Genomic DNA, 16,082 nt, shown 5'->3' with positions numbered 1-16,082 from the left:
TTACGAGAGTTTTGCGAAAGCAAAACGGAAGCTGTCAAAAGCCTCCACCGACGCGCAGCGGTAGTTCAGTCGGTTAGAATACCGGCCTGTCACGCCGGGGGTCGCGGGTTCGAGTCCCGTCCGCTGCGCCATATTTTCCGAAGCAGGTTCGCCTGGTTCGAGATTGAAGCCCAAGGGTTTTGATCAGACGAGTTAACTGGACGCAAGTCCATAGCGATACGCAGCGGTAGTTCAGTCGGTTAGAATACCGGCCTGTCACGCCGGGGGTCGCGGGTTCGAGTCCCGTCCGCTGCGCCATATCTGCTTCGAGGCCCGCTGAACGCCTTGAAGCTAAGAAGAAAGCTGCAAAGCTACTTCTAGTCGATAGCAAAGACCCTCGTCGAAAGACCGGGGTTTTTTGTTTTTGGCGAAATGATATTGGGCCAAGCCCGTGGCGAGGGAGCTTGCTCCCGCAGGGCTGCGAAGCAGCCCCTATTGTTGGCAGCTTCAGAACCCCAATTTATCCCGTAACCCGTAATACCAGGCACCCATCGCCGCAAACGGCGTACGCAACAACTGGCCGCCGGGGAAAGGATAGTGAGGCAGGTCGGCAAACGCATCAAAACGCTCAGCCTGACCACGCAGCGCCTCGGCCAGGACCTTGCCCGCCAGGTGCGTGTACGTCACGCCATGGCCGCTGCAGCCCTGGGAATAATAAATGTTATCCCCCAGTCGCCCGACCTGCGGAAGACGCGACAGCGTCAGCAGGAAATTTCCGGTCCAGGCGTAATCGATCTTCACGTCCTTGAGCTGCGGGAAGGCCTTGAGCATCTTCGGCCGAATGATCGCCTCAATGTTCGCCGGATCCCTCGCGCCATACACCACGCCGCCCCCGAAGATCAGGCGCTTGTCGCCCGTCAGTCGGTAGTAATCGAGCAAGTAGTTGCAGTCTTCGACGCAATAATCCTGAGGCAGCAGGCTATGAGCCAACTCGTCGCCCAGGGGCTCGGTGGCAATCACCTGGGTGCCGCAAGGCATGGACTTGGCCGCCAACTCCGGGACCAGATTACCCAGGTAGGCATTGCCCGCCACGATAATGAACTTGGCCCTGACCTTGCCTTGTGGGGTATGCACAACCGGGCTGGCGCCACGCTCGATGCGCACCGCTGGCGACTGTTCATAAATCACTCCACCCAGCGATTCCACCGCAGCCGCTTCGCCCAGCGCCAGGTTGAGCGGATGAATATGCCCACCGCTCATGTCCAGCATACCGCCCACATACTCCTCGCAAGCCACCACCTCGCGAATACGCCGCTGATCCAGCAGCTCCAGCTGGGTATGACCGAAACGCTCCCATAAACGCTTCTGCGACTCCAGGTGGCCCATCTGTTTAGCGGTGAGGGCGGCGAATACACCGCCGTCCTTCAAATCACACTGAATCTGATACTTCGCCACCCGCTCGCGAATGATCCGCCCACCCTCAAACGCCATATTGCCCAGCAGCTGCGCCTGCTGAGGACCGACGCTGCGCTCGATTACATCAATGTCGCGGCTATAACTGTTAACGATCTGCCCGCCGTTACGACCCGAAGCCCCAAAGCCCACCTTCGCCGCCTCAAGGACCGTGACCTTGAAACCGTTCTCCAGCAAAAACAGCGCAGAGGACAGGCCGGTGTAACCAGCGCCGATCACGCAAACATCCGTCTCGACGTCATCCTGCAGGGCAGGGCGCGGAGGAACCGGGTTGGCCGACGCGGCGTAATAAGACTCTGGATACGGTGTGTTCGCCATTCTGGAACCTCTGTTTTATATTTTTTACGAATGCAGCGATCCTACCCGAGATAAAAATCGGCCGCCAGCCACCCCTTGAATCTTCGTCGTATTGGTGAAATTAAATATTTTGCATATTCATAGGGTTAGGTGAAAAAAAGGTATTGACACCCCTTTGGAATTCCGTAGAATGCCGCCTCACAGCAGGCACGTAGCTCAGTTGGTTAGAGCACCACCTTGACATGGTGGGGGTCGTTGGTTCGAGTCCAATCGCGCCTACCAAACAAAATCCGCTCTGCTGGGCGGTCTAGAAGGGGTTCACCGAGAGGTGAGCCCCTTTTTGCTTGCACATAAGGACATGGTCATGCGGGTTGTCACTTCCGTAACTTTTCTTTCTATAGCACTTGCTGGTTGTGCTGGAATACCTTCAGTTCCATACGAAGAGCCTACTCAATCGGAAGGGATAGCGCGTGTTCGCGTTATCACGAACTCCGATGTGTATGGAGATAGCATCGTCGGCAGTTGTGCTCCTGCTACCCGGCATAAGATGGCTGAAGCCGGACGTTTTGGGCAGGACGGTACGGCGAGCATCAACTATCCGCAGTATCCCCTGAAGTCGGCGAGCATCGGCATACCGAAAAGAGTTTGGCCCAGTCTTATCCAGTACACCCCTGCAATTCGGATGGGGGAAGGGGCTTACAAAGAGGTCGTAACCGAGTATCGCGTCAGAACGGATCTGCCATTCCAAATTGCAACCCGGGGCGCGACTATCGCGGGCAGTGGCAGCTCTTACCGGTCCTGTGATGGTCATGCGCTCGTTTACAAGCTGGAACCAGGAAAAGACTACGAAGCTGTGGTGGGGGTGGATAGCAGGCCAAGCAAAGATGGCGAGCAAGCGCTTATTTGCATGTTGGCGGTTCTCGAAGTTACCACTTTGCCTGGTACTTCGATTGTGATTCCCCAAAAGTTGACGCCTGCTGCGCCTCCGCAGGTGGCCTGTAAAAACTAAGAAAACCAGGGCCGGCCATGATTGTGAGAGCCAAGTAAGTTATTTCAAATCGTGGTCTGTCCCTGAGGAATCCCGATTCTTGGCCGAATCGTAGACGCTGCTTCGTTCCCGCTTGCCGACGGACAGCACCAAGATGACAATCCGTTCATCCTCAACGCGGTACACAAGTCGGTAGCCGGCGCCGCGCAATTTGATCTTGTAGCAATCCTTCATGCCGTGAAGTGCATCGCCTGGCACTCGTGGCCCGGCCTGCCGTTCCTGGAGCTTTCGCAAGAACTGGAGGCGGATGGTGCCGTCGAGCTTTCGCAGTTCTTTCAGCGCCTTCGGATCCCACTCGACTTCGTACTCAACGGCCATTGGCGATATCTGCCTCGGCCTCGCCAATGAGATCGTCGAGAGATACTCGAACAGGTGTCTCGTTGGCGTCGAGTCGTGACTTGACCAAATGAACCAGTTCCAGTTCATCCAAGCGCTCAACCATCGCCTCGTAGACGTTGGCAGGGACCATGTAACCCATGACCCGGTTGTGGTTCAGCACGGCCACGGGCAACCCGTTGGCGTTGCTCAAGACTGAAGACGGATTCTTCTTCAGTTCAGATACGCTGACAGCCACGTCAGCCAGAATATTTTGCATAAATAAGACTCCTATATAGGCCTTTATTTTGGTCTTTTTATTTTGGGGTGGCAAGCGCTCTGGATCCGGATTTCACGCTCAAGTCCGTTCAATGCACTGAAAGCGTGAGCCTGGTGCCGGCCTGTTTCGTCTTAGGATGGCGGCAGGGCCACGGCCATTTCTTCGAAACCTGTTTCTTCCTTCCCCAGATAAAGGGCGCCTGAAGAAAAAATGGGACACCCATTAGCCGGTCTCAAGTCAAGGCTAAAAGCCAACTCGCCCTGCAGCTTTTAACTGCTGGGTTCCCCCTTATCCCAACCTGCCTGGTTGAACCTGTCGTACCCGTTTTCTCATCACCGGCATCGACTGCATCCCAGCAACCCTGCTCATCGACACCGAAGCGCCTCTGGACGTCCTTTTCGAAACCGCCGATTACCGTATCCGCACGGTTGCTCGATTTCTTGTCCGCGCTTCTTGACGGGCTCGGTAATATCCAGCGCCATATGAAAGACCTCGCCGGGTTTTCACAAGAAGATTCGTTGCTTTCCTCGGATGGTATCGGCTAACGAAACGTACACCGCTGCGAATAGTGCTCAAGCCCGACGGCCACGCTGCTGTTTTTCGCTCGTCCTACAGCAATTACATCGAGTATGAAAACGGGCGCTTGTTAATCGCTCGCCGTGTCGTCGGAAAAAAAGTCAATCAACAGAAACAGCTCGCCTGTGAGCTCGCCGCGTTTCTGGGCGTATTTGCATACGTCGATGATGGCTCTGGACGACTGAAGAGGTTAGCCGGCCAACGGTGAGGTTCCCAGCGCAACCAAGCAAGCGAAGCCCTGCTCAAGGCTCGTACCTACGCATTGCGGGCCAAGTCTTATAAGTTAGCGCTCTGTGAGTGATAACCTGCGAGCTCTTCTATAAGGATGCAGTTATGAAAAGCTGTTCGAGGACGCTCGGAGCAAATCTCGCTAACGGTATAGTGATCCCCGCCGCTTGGGTATCGGGGCTTGCGACGATAGGACTCTTGTGGGGCGTGGTACGGTTTTGGCCCGATCAGTTTACAGTCGAAGGACGTCAGCTCTTCGTGGCTTCCTGTTCTATTTTTTGCCTCGCCATAGGGTACTTGATATGGCGCAAGAGACGAGCAAAAGCACTTGTCGCATCCATCAACCTGAAAGAAGGTCTGAGCCTTGACGATACTCAGCTGCTCGGCTATCCAAGCCCCCTGTTTTTTGTCTTTGACCTTTCCAACAAGAAACTCGCTCAATGCCAAAGCGTCACCGGCGACTATCAAATTCGAGACTTCACGTGGGTAACAGGCTGGCAGTTTGAGTGGCTACGGATTGACAGCCGGGTGTCGGGCGGGGTTATGCAAGTAGTCGATGGGGCAGGCATGAGTGTTCCAGTCGACGAGCTTCGGCGTAGATTCATAAAATTCTCACTGGTTTTGACGGTTGCCGATACAAGTCATCCTCCCTTCCGTTTTCCAATGAACCGGAGCGCAGCTGAAGGGTGGTGTACCCGGTGCAATGTGCTTTTCAAGTGATAACACGAAGCGAATGGGCAACTGGGAGCGTTAATGCCGTACAACTACACGAACGGCCGCTACCTGGTCTTCAAAGGCAATGGCAGCGATGGGGCACCCTTGGGTCGGATTCACCAGGACGGAATAGTTCGAAATCTCCTGGGTGAGCCGCTGTACTACATAGACATGGACGAACATGCGTTCTGTTCGGTCGATTTTATCTTTCAGGGCAATATACAAAAATGTCGCGGCACGTTTTGTGTGCTCGGCGACAAAACGCTTTTCACATTTTCCGAGATGAAGGTTAAGCCACTGGGAAACGAGACCGAGGAGCAGGCGCTTCACAGGGAGTTCAAAAGGAGGGCGCTAAGTTTGGCAGGGCAGATCGTCCAGGCGAAAAATGAGATGGTGCAGGCACGCTTGGATATGGCCTGGTCCAATTTAAACCCTTTGCGCCGTTTCCGTGCCTTCTTCACTGGCCGAGCCAGCAGGGAGCGAGCATCGCTAGGGTGGCGTTACAGTGGGTTGGATCATGAGTTCAAATCGAAGGCTTTCCCCATCCCCTCATCGTCACTCGCGGCAATGGTCTTGCGGGCTGTGGATGCAAGGGAAGCGCGGGCAGACCACGACTATGAGACGGTCCGATTACACGTGAACTCAAATCGCGGTCTGTCCCCAGCTTTCTGGTTTCCGCCGATTGAGGTGGGTTGTATAGCGGCACTTACAGCAAGTCCTCGTCGTAGCTCACGCTGGGAAAGCATCCAATCAATTTATACCCCGCGTTTTTGCCCGGACACTCGCCAAATTGGTCGGAACTTATATGAAAAAAGTGATTTTGGCATTCTCGCTGGTCACACTGGCAGCCTGCATGCCTTATCAATCAGTGACCTCGCCAGATCCAAACTGGATGCGTCTGGGGGGAGATGAGCCTGAAGGTTATCCAAGGACGTTTGTCGAGAACCTGAGCGGCAATTGCGCTCTGGTTACCGAGTCGTGGTCTGATGGGAGAATCAATGGTCGTCTTCTGTGGACCAAGAAGCAGTCTCGAAAGGCTGTTACCTGTCCATAGGCGGATGTGTAAGGGCTGATTTCGCCGGGAAGAAGGGACAAGCCACGATCATGCGGCGGATTAATTACAGGTGAATTCAAATCATGGTTTGTTCCCGGTTTCACGTTCTGGCGTGTGATGTAATCGCGTCGAAGCTGATGAAGCAACGTCCCGAAGAAGGGTTAATCAATGCCAAAGAAACCTCAGGAAAGCAAAGCAGCGACTGCAGCTGAAATCGAGCGCTCTATCCAAGCACTGAACAAAATGGCTGAACGCCTCTGGGGTGATGGTCGGGAAGCAGAAGCGAAGGCCCTGCTCGATGCTTTGGATGCTTTAAACAGAGCGCTCGACAGGATCAGGATTGGGGAGAGCCGCAGGGTTCTTCATTGAGAGGAAAGGGGGCAACAGGTAATGCCTGGAAGGTGCTTTTAGGCGCGCCGTAGCGCGAAGAACGCTAACAAGCCTACTTGATCCAGCCCATGCCCCAATTTTCCATGACGATAGAAATCAAAGCCTGAATCCAGTGACAACCTGCTTGGTGGGGCCACTGGATGACGTCCCATAACACGCTTGCCAAGCAACGTTAAATTCATTGATTAAACTATAGGTTCCAAGCTCATAGACATCTATGGAGTCCGGGTCAGTCTTGGACTTTCTCATGGGTTGAACAATCATGCCCCGCACTGGAATTCCTGGATTAATCAGCGCAAGCAAGATTTTATTAACCAACTCTTTCTTTGCATATACATCCGAAGTCGATGTGCTTGCCAGGTTTCCGTTGGTTCCAAGTAGGCCGAGCAAGCAATAAAAGACCCAGCGTGTAGACATCTGTCGGCCATAACTGGCATCGCCGAGATGGGCGTCCACACTGCCTTTGCATTCAACTATGAGGTACTCCTCGACCGCGCCGGTCTGCAAGTTTCGCTTGACCCATATCTGGTCTATTCCATTGGTTCGCCCTGATGAGGCTTTACCTATTTTCAACTGATAGTTAGTACCCATGACGGTTACCATTAGTTTGGCTGCGCCATACTCTCCTCTGTTCTCCGATGCGTAGTGTTTGGCATTTGAATCTCTTAGGTTTACATAATGGTTATTAAGTCTATTGCCGGATTTTACGTCGTTCCTGCGGAATTTTAACCAGCCGCAAACCTCGGAATACGCGACTGGATCTTTAGATAAGTCAGATAAACACAGTTTTATATTTGGGTCGTTAGGGCCGAGTAGGTGGAAATTTTTACAGAAGTAATCGCTGGCATTCTTTGATACGGGATTGGAGAAGTTGAAATTTGGCTGAATAGAGCTGCCCGAGGTGAAGTAAGCATCGGCGTTCAAGGCTTTTTTTATTTGTTGAACATCATCTGTGTCGAGGAGAACTAATTGATCGGTACGCCAAGTGGCGTATTGTGCGTGAGGGTTATAGGGAATGCAGTGCCTGTTTTGGAGCTGATGGATTGCCACGCTCTCTTGGCGAGAAGAACTCAGGTAGAACCCACCTAATTGACCGAGCGGGGTAAACGGATAGCCGCCACTATGGATGGCTGGAGACGGATTGTTGGCTTTAGGTCCGCCAAAAAATACGCTATTGCGCTCTTGCACGATAATGTTGTTTGGTGCAAGTGATAATATTGTGCTGTTTAGTATTTCACTGGGGTCGTAGCTATTAAGATAGTTCATCGGATTTCATTCCGAAATTTAATTTTGCATTTTAATATAGTCGAGAAAATGTAATCGTCAAATCGCAATGCGATTATCGGGAAGGGCTTGAGCACGCGTTGCGAACAGATGAATATCAAAAAGCGCAGACTTGGGAATTTGTAGGGGGGCAGGGTCTGTTCCAAGTTTCAAGTGAGCCCTGTCTGAACGTCTGGAGTGTTTGGTCTGTTGCCTGTGGCTGCTCTAGTTTCATTATGAACCGTTGGATGAAGTTCCATTTTGCATAGACACAGCCCTGATCTCTTCGCTGCAGGCAGTCTCGATGATCATTGACCGGTTCCTGCCCAATAAATAGCGCAAATCGAGGGACAGACCCCAGCAGGCGGTGAGCATCGCCTCGTAATGAATTTACCGGCGGTCCGACCCTTTGGAATTACTGCCGCCCGGGGGACTCCATTCATCGAGGAATGTGTATTCCTCAATAGCGGTGAGCACCGCCCGAGGTAAATGGAATGACGTCGTTCGAAGAATTCAGGGCCACATCCCATGAGCTTCTCAAAGAGTTGGATGCCGCGACGATAAAAATGATGATGCTGGTTTCTGCGAAAGAGGTATCCGGTCCTTTTTGGGAGGATGCTGCCCAGCGGCATCATGACGCTGTAGATGCTTGGCATTCCTTCCTCAATATCCCTACGGATTTCGCGGCGGATCCGCCTCTTTCTTAGATGAACCCGAAATTGTGGTCTGCCATCTACTTTCCGGAGAACTGCTCAGGCGCCATGCAGCGCCGAGCGTCCTGTCATCCGAGACGCAGATACCTGAACCAGACAGGGCCCGATACCGCGAGCGTGGTCTCTGCGGTGCGGTGCAAAATACCCAAGCCCGGTTCATCGTCCTCATGAAAGCCGGCAAAGACCGTACGCCCTCCTACGGCGGGTATCAGCAACTCCACTTCGGCTGCAGTCGAGTTACTGGTATATCCCATGACCAATCTGACTTTTTGCCCTTCACGTGGGGAATGAGGTAGTTCCAGGTTTCCTGGCTTTCCATGCAAGTCTTCGCCGAGAGGCCAGCGTTTTCGGGCGCCATTGACGAAGAACTTTGGGCGTTCCAGCAGGGCGCCCAGTAGTGTGGCCAGCCTGTCCAGCACTGGCACCCTGAATGTGCAGTCTAATAAACGGATATCGCCATTCTGGCTGGCAGTGACCAAGTCTCGATCATCATGGGTATCAACGATCACGGTGCCATACGCTTGGAGCAGGACCGGCGCAATGGGAGGTCGAGTGCCCAAGCAGTCGATCCTTGAGACGCAACCGCCTGTCATCGTGTATTCGCCTGGCGCTTGAGGCTTGAAGGCAATCCCGTCTTCCTGACCAAAACCACGACAGTTTCTTATGGAGGCCAGCACTCGAAAGTTCGCGTTATTGCCCTGTGTAGCAATGGTCTCACCCACCATGTTTTCCAGGTCGAGTTTGAGTGCGAATAGGCTTTCTTTTGAGGGGAGCCTGTCATCGAGATTTACCTCCACATTCAGGCCGGAGCCATGGGCATTGTGGACGGTGAGTTCCTCGCATACTGCAATGGATGCGTCGGCGAATTGAATTTTACCGGGCCTGACCCAGAGCCGTTGCGGCACATTCAATTGAGATCGATAGTCAAGGCCATCGACAACGATCCTGCGCCAAAATCGATACTCGATTGGGGTCCCGGCGGGTTTTGCCGTGCCAGAGCTTTGTGAATGCAGAAAAAGCTCCAGATCGCCGACACCTTTATTGCTGATGATCGTGATGTTACGCATCAGGAGGTCGCCATCGCAGAACCCTCCCGTGTCACCTCTCCCTTTCACAAAACCATCGCTGCGACTTGCCATATTACGGGCATGGAAGGTCACCGTATCGAGGTCTAAAGTGCCGAGCGCCGTCACAAGAATCCCGCTATGTCCGACCACCATATTGCGCAATCGCAACCATTCCATGAATGGCTGATGGAAATCCACACGGCTGAGCACGCCGTCCCGCAGGGTGACCCGTTGGCAAAGATTGTTACCGGTCGCGCCCCATCCTTCACCGTCGGCATGGGGCGTTATTTCAATGTCGTAGCAGGTATTGAGTTGGAAGTTGTAGGCATAGTTGAAACTTTCGTTCCGGATCGCCCACTGCATCTCAGTGCGAGCCCTCACCTGACAGCATTCAGCAAAATAAACATAGGTTGGGTTGCGTGGCGTATAGATATTTTCATCCTGGATGAAGCGCACATCCAGATCGAGCAAGCTGGTGCTGACACGTACGTATTCGTTTGATTCAGCATTGTTGCGGATGTCCAGCGTTAATCCCTTGACCGTGCGTCGTCGATCTTCCATTCGAAACACTTTCACCGAGGATACGTTAACGCCGGCCAGGGAATACCTTAGCGGCGAGGACACAACGCCATCTTTGTAGACTCTGTTTAGCTCGATCCGTTTTTTTGTCTCCGAGCGGTAGGTGTAAAAATCCTGCTCGGTGTAGATGATGACAAAGCTGTCGCTGACTTCCGGACGGCCGAACCAGCCCGAGAATCGTGACGAGCCTACGTCGAGATCCTGAGAACTCATCAAGAGCCTGACGACGGCTGAATCTGGCCCGTAGGTCTCTGCGCTGTTTTTTCTGCCAAAGACAAAGCGCCCGGACCAAGCCGAACAGTCGAATACGGCGCCAGAAAAATCGCAATCGGTGGTGAGTTCAACGAGGCCGTTACCGAGGAGTTTGAACCGACCCCTTGCAACCAGCGTCGCTTGCGCCTCGTTGGCCGCCCTTGCTGCTTTCTGCAAAGCGGGCACGCTATCTTCGTTGCCCAAGGGGTCTGCGCCGAATGCCGTCAATGACATTCGCTCCGAGGCGTCGGCAAGTACGCGAAGTTTCAGGCCTCCGGCAGTCACCAGATGAGGTTCGGCCGTTTCTGCCATGACTTCATACTGGAAGCCTTGCGCTAGAAGCGTGTCTCCTACCGATATCGCCGAGTCATTCAGCTCGACATCTTCCAGCATTTCGGAGACCGAACTAAACAACGCGCCGATGCGTGCAGACAGGTAGCGCACGAGTTTGGCTTCGGTAATTGAGTTATCAGGTAATTCTTCAAGTTGAAAGTTCATGGTTCTATTTCCTACGTAATAAGTACCGAGGTACTACCTTAGGAATGAAATTGAATGCGGGGGTGCACCAGATTTTATGCAGTCAGTTTTCAGCAGGCGAGTTGAGTAAGTAACTGCCTATGTAGCCTGTGATATGTTCGAGTGATAACTGTCAGGTATGACAGAAGCGACAAGCGGTCAGTTGGATGTGGTTGCTGCGGGTGAAGTCAAGAACACCTGATTCAACCAATACTCCGCCCCAGCAACCACTCACTAAAAGCCCGCACCTCCACTTGCCGCTCCCGTCCCGGCACGCACACCACGGTATACCGCGCACCCGCCAAGCGAACCTCCGGGCGATAATCAACCAGCTCACCACGCGCAACAGCCTCAGCAACCAGCACGTTGCTGGCGAGCACCAGCCCGTGCCCGGCGATCGCTGCCTGCAGTGCATGCTGTTCCTCGTCATAACGCCGCAAGCGGGCGTTCTCCAGCCAACCCAGGGTGCCGGCCTTGGCGCACCATGCAGGCCAGTCGACTGCGATGTTTGCGCTGCTCAGCCACGGCACGTCGATCAGTTCGACGGGCGAGCCCGCCGCGGGTGGTTGCCAACCGGGTCGACAATAAACGCCAAAGTGTTCATCCAATAAAGGCTGTTCGAACAGTTGTGGGTCCGGTCTGAACAGGGCGCGGATCGCCAGGTCGATGCTGGCGTCTCGTCGCAGGTCCACCACGTCGTTGTTGCTGTGCAGCCTGACGTCGATCTGCGGGTGCAACCGATGAAAGTCCCCGAGCCGAGGTATCAGCCACAGGCTGGCGAACGCTGGCGTTGTGCTCACCACCAGGGACTGCGCGGCACACGTTGGCGACAGTATCTGCAGGCCTTGCTGGATATCGAGCAGGGCGCGGTGCATGTAAGGGTGAAGGCGCTCGCCGTCGGCGCTCAGGCGCACGTTTTGGCTGGAGCGATCGAACAGGCGCACGCCAAGGAAGGCTTCAAGGCTTTTGACTTGGTGGGAGATCGCCGCCGGGCTGACGTTCAGTTCCTGAGCCGCGGCCTTGAAGCTGCCCAGCCGTGCGGCGGACTCGAAGCCGCGCAAGGCGGTGAGGGGCAGTTTGGCGAACATGGGCGGGTAGGTTACTCAGGTTGAGCGTGGCTCAATTTAGCTCAATTGTGCGCGGGGGCTCAACTTGCCAGGCTGTGGTCTTCCAATCCGGCTCAGGAGCCCACCGATGCAAGGCACGCCCCGTAAAATCCTCCAGGCCATCCTCTACGAAGCCGGCGGTGTGTTGTTCGTGGCCCCGGCGCTCGCGCTGACCTACGAACAAGGGATGGGATATTCAACCCTGCTGTCGCTGGTGATTTCTGCCGTTGCGCTGGCCTGGAACATGCTTTTCAACGGCCTGTTCGAGTGGTGGGAACGTCGCCAGCGCAGCCGCCATCGCACCTGGCTGCGACGACTGCTCCATTCCCTGGGATTCGAAGGCGGCTTGACGTTGATCCTGACTCCGGTGATTGGCGCATGGTTGGGCATCAGCCTGTGGCTGGCGCTGGTGACCAACCTGGGGTTGTTCGTGTTTTTCTTTTTTTACGCGCTGGTTTTTCAATGGGTGTTCGATCGAGTGTTCGATGTTCCGCTTTCGGCGCAGTCCGCAGCCAATGCCATGACTGGGCAGGACTGATTTATTATCTTGGATGATTAACGCTAACCTGGAAAAGCCGGGGGCAAAGCGGAGCCCCCGAGGGGCTTGCATCAATCTATCCCTTTTTCTCAAGTACTCAGAACTGCGCGTTGGCCCCCGCTGTTTGGAGTATGGATTTGCAATATGAAACGATGACCCTCTCGGCTTCATTCAGCGGGCGTCCGCCTTTGGAAATGACACGTCCGTCGGGGAGTTGGGACCATGAGTCACTTTCGCCCAGATTCATGTTTCGTTTGGCATATTCGTTCAAGCGCTCCAGGCACATATAGGGGAGGTCGTTGGTTGTCAGGACGGCTGTAATGATTTTTTGAGTGGCATCAGCCGTTATCTGGGACGTACCGTTTGCCGGAGTTCCAATTGCCCCCGACGTTTTACCACTGACTGAATTGTTTTTGTTTTCATCGATGGCCTTTTTGAGCTCTGCTTCTTTTCCAGCTAATTCAGCTACCTTCGCGTTGGCTGCGTCAGAAGGTGTGTCGGTCATCACTTTTTTCGCTGTCGCCAGTTCACTCTGAACGGCCGTCAATTCTTGCCGCTGGGCCGCTAATCCCGCGACTGATGCGCTGCCGGAGGACGATAGGTATACAGCCGGGGCAATGGCTCCCTGGTTAAGTTCTTCCACGGCTGCCAATGCCACCGAGTAACGCTGGAGCCTTGCCAGGAAAAAATTATATTGTGCATCATCAAGGGTGTCGTTCATGCGCGCTTCGCAGAGTCGATAAAATTCATCTCTGAAGAGCTGAATGTTCTTTGACCTGACGCCAATGTAGGCTGCCGAAGTTTGTACCGCGGCCGCTAATTCCGCCTTGGCCCTGTCGCTCAGCGTGCCGGAGGCAGCGAGTTGGGCCGCATAGGCTTGCATTGCATCCGGGCTGGGTTCCGCACAAATGGTGTCGTTACCGCTTACGATCGCTCTCTGGTTAATGTCTATGAATACGGATTTTTGTCTCTCTTGGGCGGTTTGAGGTAGCTGGAAGTCATGAGTCCTGTAGATGCTGTTCCAATTTGCATTGCAAGCAGTTAAGAGTAATGCAGTTATTATCAATAGTATTGTTTTCATCTGCTGCTCCTTTGCATTGTTTTTTACGTCGCTCAGGCTCAGGGTAGTCGGGCTTTTGTAGGTTGCCATTATTTGCAAAGGTTTTAAGAGCGTATGAGTGCGAGTGTTTAAAATGCGGACAGATATGTATCGCTTACTTAACACCTGGTTGGATTTGGGGACGGTGTCGGCTCGCAAGCTGCCCCGAAGTTCCGAGTGTCATCGTACTGCCGAGTCTCCCGCGACCTATGAGTCCATGGACGCGATACTTTTTTTATTATTCAAAACCAAATTCCGACGACTCAGAAACAACAAGCCCGCACACTCATGACGAGGTGCGGGCTGTTGATTACCCAAGCCTGCAATCAGAGACGCATGCCTTTGAACGGGTTCCAGCCTTGCTCGCCTTTCACTTCTTTGAGGTAGTACGCGTAGTTGGCCATGAGTGCGTACATCATCGACAGGGCGATGCTCAGGCCCGTACTCAAAGGACGGGGAAACTCCATGCCGATGAGTGCGAAAATCACGCTCAATGCGATATTGATCGCCAGGAAAATACCCAGCAGGGCCAGGTTTTTCTTCCAGAGGCCCAGGACGAACAGGTAGATAGGGCCGAAGAAAAACGCAATCACGTTGGCGTTGATGAGGATTTTTTTCTTGACGCCAGGCAGCGTCTTGACGGCTTCCTTGTAGCGCGGGTCGTTTGGTGCACCGTAGGTGTCAAAGAAGTCGAAGCGTTCCTGCCATTTGGCGCTGTATTTGCCAGTGCTTTGTACTTGTTCAGTCGTGCTCATTTTCAAGGCTCCTGTTTTCCATAAATAGTTGTCTTTCTTCCAAGAAATCCTGTGCTCTGGTTTAGAGCATTGGTTGCTTTGGTTTTGTCGAAGATTCGAGCGAGTCGTCCGGGGCACTTATTTTGCCGCTTTATGACCGTTGATGTGGAACATTCCGCATTGGCAGCTTGAGCGGTCGCTTGGTCTGTGACGCGCTTCACTCTATTTTTTCAATGGCACCTACCTTTGCAAGGCCGTCAGGTAGTCAGTCGCCTTGCGGTACTTTTCAATCCGATCCAGGTCTTTCTGGCTTGGCTCGCTTATGCGGGATAAGTCGCTGTTTTCCGCAAGGTCTGCCAGCTTCACTCGGCGCGCGATCGGGTCGCGAGCAGCCCGCTCGATAAAGGCCTGGTAAGTCTCGCCTTCGCGTTTGGTGAGCGCGTCGATTGCGCCCAGGATTGCTTCGCTGAAGCCTTCATCGCGCAGGTCGGCGAGGGTTGTCGCGGTGTCTTCGACCACGTCGTGCAGCACCGCCACGATACGCTCTTCGTCATGGGCCAGGCGCAGCATGACCTTCAGAGGGTGCAAAACGTAAGGCGCGCCACCCTTATCCACTTGCCCTTCATGGGCCAGCGCGGCAATCGATATCGCTTTTTCAAGGGTGCTCATGGTATTCACCTATGACGTGGTGGCAATTTGAATGACGCCCGTTTTGAAGCGGGAAATGGGGCACGGTACGCGCTCGTCGCTGGCTTTACGACTAATAGGATTCGCCGGGTTGATGGGGATAGGTCCGCCGAGAAGTTCTCGCCATGAAGATTCAGCTTCATACTCCCAGCTTTTACACCGTGGATAACCAGAAGAGGCGATGTTTTGTCGAGCGATCAACCCCATTTGCATGAGCTAAAGCTGAAGCACATTTACGACGGTTTCAAGCAACTGATCCCCATCTCTCTTTTTGTCATCGTGTTCGGCGTTGCTTTCGGCCTGGCGGCTGCGCAAACGGGCTTGAGTGATACGTCAGCCGTGCTCATGAGCACCCTGGTTTTTGCCGGCGCTTCTCAATTTGCCGCGTTGGATCTGTGGGGGCAGCAAGTGCCGGTCGTTCCGCTGATGATCACCGTCTTCGCTATCAACGCCCGGCACTTGTTGATGGGCGCGACGCTTTACCCGTGGTTGCGGGAATTGCCCGTTGCCAAACGCTACGGTGTGATGCTGGTTGTCTCGGATGCCAACTGGGCCATGGCGATGCAGGCGTTCAGTCAGGGCAAGCCGGGGCTGGGGATTTTATTTGGCGGCGGCATTGCACTGTGGGTCACTTGGATCCTGGGGAGTTGGCTGGGGCTTCATTTTGGCAGCGCCATCGAGAACCCGGTCAGTTTCGGGCTCGATATGGTGATGGGCTGTTTCTTGTTGGCGATGGTCGTGGGCGGGAAAAAGAACCTGCGCATGCTCATCATCTGGACTGTGGCGGCCTGCTCATCGCTGTTGGCCTATTGGTATTTGCCGGCGAACAGTCATGTCGTCGTCGGTGCATTGGCGGGTGGGATCCTGGGTGCGGTGTGGATGGAGAAAAAACAATGAATATCGAAACCGCGGGTTACGGCACATTGATCATCTTATCGATCATGGCCGTGGTGACATTGGCGACTCGCTGGGGCGGTGTTTTCGTGATGTCGTTCGTGCCGATCAACTATCGGGTGCAGCAGTTCATCACGGCCATGTCTGGCTCGGTGTTGGTGGCAGTGTTGGCACCGATGGCGGTCAAAGGTGATGACGGCGCACGCTTGGCGTTGCTCACCACGGCAGTCGTCATGTTGATCCTGAAAAAACCGTTGCCGGCGATTGCGGTCGGCATACT

Annotated in this window: 17 protein-coding genes and 3 tRNA genes; 11 read left to right on the top strand and 9 right to left on the bottom strand. The window is 54.1% G+C overall.

The genetic code is table 11. The features are described from left to right. Positions 1-54 precede the first annotated feature (54 nt). Both J4E53_RS08455 and J4E53_RS08450 read left to right on the top strand, forming a co-directional pair. Positions 55-131, top strand: a tRNA-Asp gene (locus J4E53_RS08455). Between the two features lie 89 nt (positions 132-220). After that, positions 221-297 (top strand) — tRNA-Asp (locus tag J4E53_RS08450). 189 nt (positions 298-486) lie between these two features. Here the strand turns inward: J4E53_RS08450 and J4E53_RS08445 are convergent. Further along, positions 487-1,770 (bottom strand): FAD-binding oxidoreductase, encoded by a 1,284-nt coding sequence (locus J4E53_RS08445; protein WP_060741450.1) that lies wholly within the window; start codon positions 1,768-1,770, stop codon positions 487-489. 184 nt (positions 1,771-1,954) lie between these two features. Here J4E53_RS08445 and J4E53_RS08440 point away from each other — a divergent pair. Next, a tRNA-Val gene (locus tag J4E53_RS08440) sits at positions 1,955-2,031 on the top strand. Positions 2,032-2,113: 82 nt separating this feature from the next. Beyond that, positions 2,114-2,758: a hypothetical protein gene (locus J4E53_RS08435; RefSeq protein ID WP_060741451.1), complete on the top strand. Its 645-nt coding sequence runs from the start codon at positions 2,114-2,116 to the stop codon at positions 2,756-2,758. A 39-nt stretch (positions 2,759-2,797) separates the two neighbouring features. On the opposite strand, the gene J4E53_RS08430 is transcribed toward J4E53_RS08435, so the two are convergent. Together J4E53_RS08430 and J4E53_RS08425 are read right to left on the bottom strand one after the other, a co-directional pair. After that, positions 2,798-3,115 carry a type II toxin-antitoxin system RelE/ParE family toxin gene (locus J4E53_RS08430; protein ID WP_103309574.1) on the bottom strand — a complete coding sequence of 106 codons (318 nt, stop codon included), beginning with the start codon at positions 3,113-3,115 and terminating at the stop codon, positions 2,798-2,800. Beyond that, on the bottom strand, positions 3,105-3,392 hold the full coding sequence (locus J4E53_RS08425) for a type II toxin-antitoxin system Phd/YefM family antitoxin (protein WP_060741453.1): 288 nt from the start codon (positions 3,390-3,392) through the stop codon (positions 3,105-3,107). The genes J4E53_RS08430 and J4E53_RS08425 overlap by 11 nt, the downstream gene beginning before the upstream one ends. Before the next feature lie 909 nt (positions 3,393-4,301). Here J4E53_RS08425 and J4E53_RS08420 point away from each other — a divergent pair. The 3 genes from J4E53_RS08420 (at position 4,302) to J4E53_RS08410 (ending at position 6,333) form a co-directional block, all read left to right on the top strand. Further along, a complete protein-coding gene (locus J4E53_RS08420) occupies positions 4,302-4,916 on the top strand; it encodes a hypothetical protein (protein ID WP_060741455.1) in 615 nt (204 codons plus the stop codon). A gap of 33 nt (positions 4,917-4,949) precedes the next feature. Then, on the top strand, positions 4,950-5,822 hold the full coding sequence (locus J4E53_RS08415; protein ID WP_177431721.1) for a hypothetical protein: 873 nt from the start codon (positions 4,950-4,952) through the stop codon (positions 5,820-5,822). 310 nt (positions 5,823-6,132) lie between these two features. After that, entirely contained in the window at positions 6,133-6,333 is a 201-nt protein-coding gene (locus J4E53_RS08410) for a hypothetical protein (protein WP_103309578.1), read from the top strand. A gap of 117 nt (positions 6,334-6,450) precedes the next feature. Here J4E53_RS08410 and J4E53_RS08405 read toward each other — a convergent pair whose 3' ends face one another. After that, entirely contained in the window at positions 6,451-7,620 is a 1,170-nt protein-coding gene (locus J4E53_RS08405) for a hypothetical protein (RefSeq protein ID WP_146042643.1), read from the bottom strand. A gap of 491 nt (positions 7,621-8,111) precedes the next feature. Here J4E53_RS08405 and J4E53_RS08400 point away from each other — a divergent pair, with 491 nt between their 5' ends. After that, complete coding sequence (locus J4E53_RS08400) at positions 8,112-8,324, top strand: hypothetical protein (RefSeq protein WP_060741458.1); 213 nt, start codon at positions 8,112-8,114, stop codon at positions 8,322-8,324. A gap of 74 nt (positions 8,325-8,398) precedes the next feature. Here J4E53_RS08400 and J4E53_RS08395 read toward each other — a convergent pair whose 3' ends face one another. Both J4E53_RS08395 and J4E53_RS08390 read right to left on the bottom strand, forming a co-directional pair. Further along, entirely contained in the window at positions 8,399-10,726 is a 2,328-nt protein-coding gene (locus tag J4E53_RS08395; protein WP_103309579.1) for a hypothetical protein, read from the bottom strand. A gap of 221 nt (positions 10,727-10,947) precedes the next feature. Next, positions 10,948-11,832, bottom strand: coding sequence for a LysR substrate-binding domain-containing protein (locus J4E53_RS08390; RefSeq protein WP_103309581.1), 885 nt, complete (start codon positions 11,830-11,832; stop codon positions 10,948-10,950). A gap of 106 nt (positions 11,833-11,938) precedes the next feature. On the opposite strand from J4E53_RS08390, the gene J4E53_RS08385 reads away from it, so the two are divergent. Continuing rightward, a complete protein-coding gene (locus J4E53_RS08385; protein WP_060741461.1) occupies positions 11,939-12,388 on the top strand; it encodes a PACE efflux transporter in 450 nt (149 codons plus the stop codon). Positions 12,389-12,485: 97 nt separating this feature from the next. Here J4E53_RS08385 and J4E53_RS08380 read toward each other — a convergent pair whose 3' ends face one another. The 3 genes from J4E53_RS08380 to J4E53_RS08370 all read right to left on the bottom strand — a co-directional run bounded on the left by J4E53_RS08380 (position 12,486) and on the right by J4E53_RS08370 (position 14,890). Continuing rightward, the gene (locus J4E53_RS08380) at positions 12,486-13,469 is read right to left on the bottom strand and encodes a hypothetical protein (RefSeq protein ID WP_103309582.1); all 984 of its coding nucleotides are present in this window, start codon (positions 13,467-13,469) and stop codon (positions 12,486-12,488) included. Positions 13,470-13,813: 344 nt separating this feature from the next. Beyond that, positions 13,814-14,242, bottom strand: coding sequence for a DUF2628 domain-containing protein (locus J4E53_RS08375; protein WP_060741463.1), 429 nt, complete (start codon positions 14,240-14,242; stop codon positions 13,814-13,816). 219 nt (positions 14,243-14,461) lie between these two features. Next, positions 14,462-14,890, bottom strand: coding sequence for an HD domain-containing protein (locus J4E53_RS08370; protein WP_103309584.1), 429 nt, complete (start codon positions 14,888-14,890; stop codon positions 14,462-14,464). Positions 14,891-15,094: 204 nt separating this feature from the next. Between J4E53_RS08370 and J4E53_RS08365 the strand changes: the two genes are divergently transcribed. Both J4E53_RS08365 and J4E53_RS08360 read left to right on the top strand, forming a co-directional pair. Beyond that, positions 15,095-15,805, top strand: a complete 711-nt coding sequence (locus tag J4E53_RS08365) for an AzlC family ABC transporter permease (RefSeq protein WP_060741465.1) — start codon at positions 15,095-15,097, stop codon at positions 15,803-15,805. Further along, on the top strand, positions 15,802-16,082 hold a 281-nt coding region (locus J4E53_RS08360; RefSeq protein WP_207268124.1), incomplete at its 3' end, for an AzlD family protein. The genes J4E53_RS08365 and J4E53_RS08360, both read left to right, overlap by 4 nt.

Origin of the sequence: Pseudomonas sp. FW305-28, from assembly GCF_017351395.1 — a bacterium.
Lineage (GTDB): Bacteria > Pseudomonadota > Gammaproteobacteria > Pseudomonadales > Pseudomonadaceae > Aquipseudomonas > Aquipseudomonas fluorescens_AA.
This window is presented reverse-complemented; position numbering and strand designations above follow the sequence as displayed.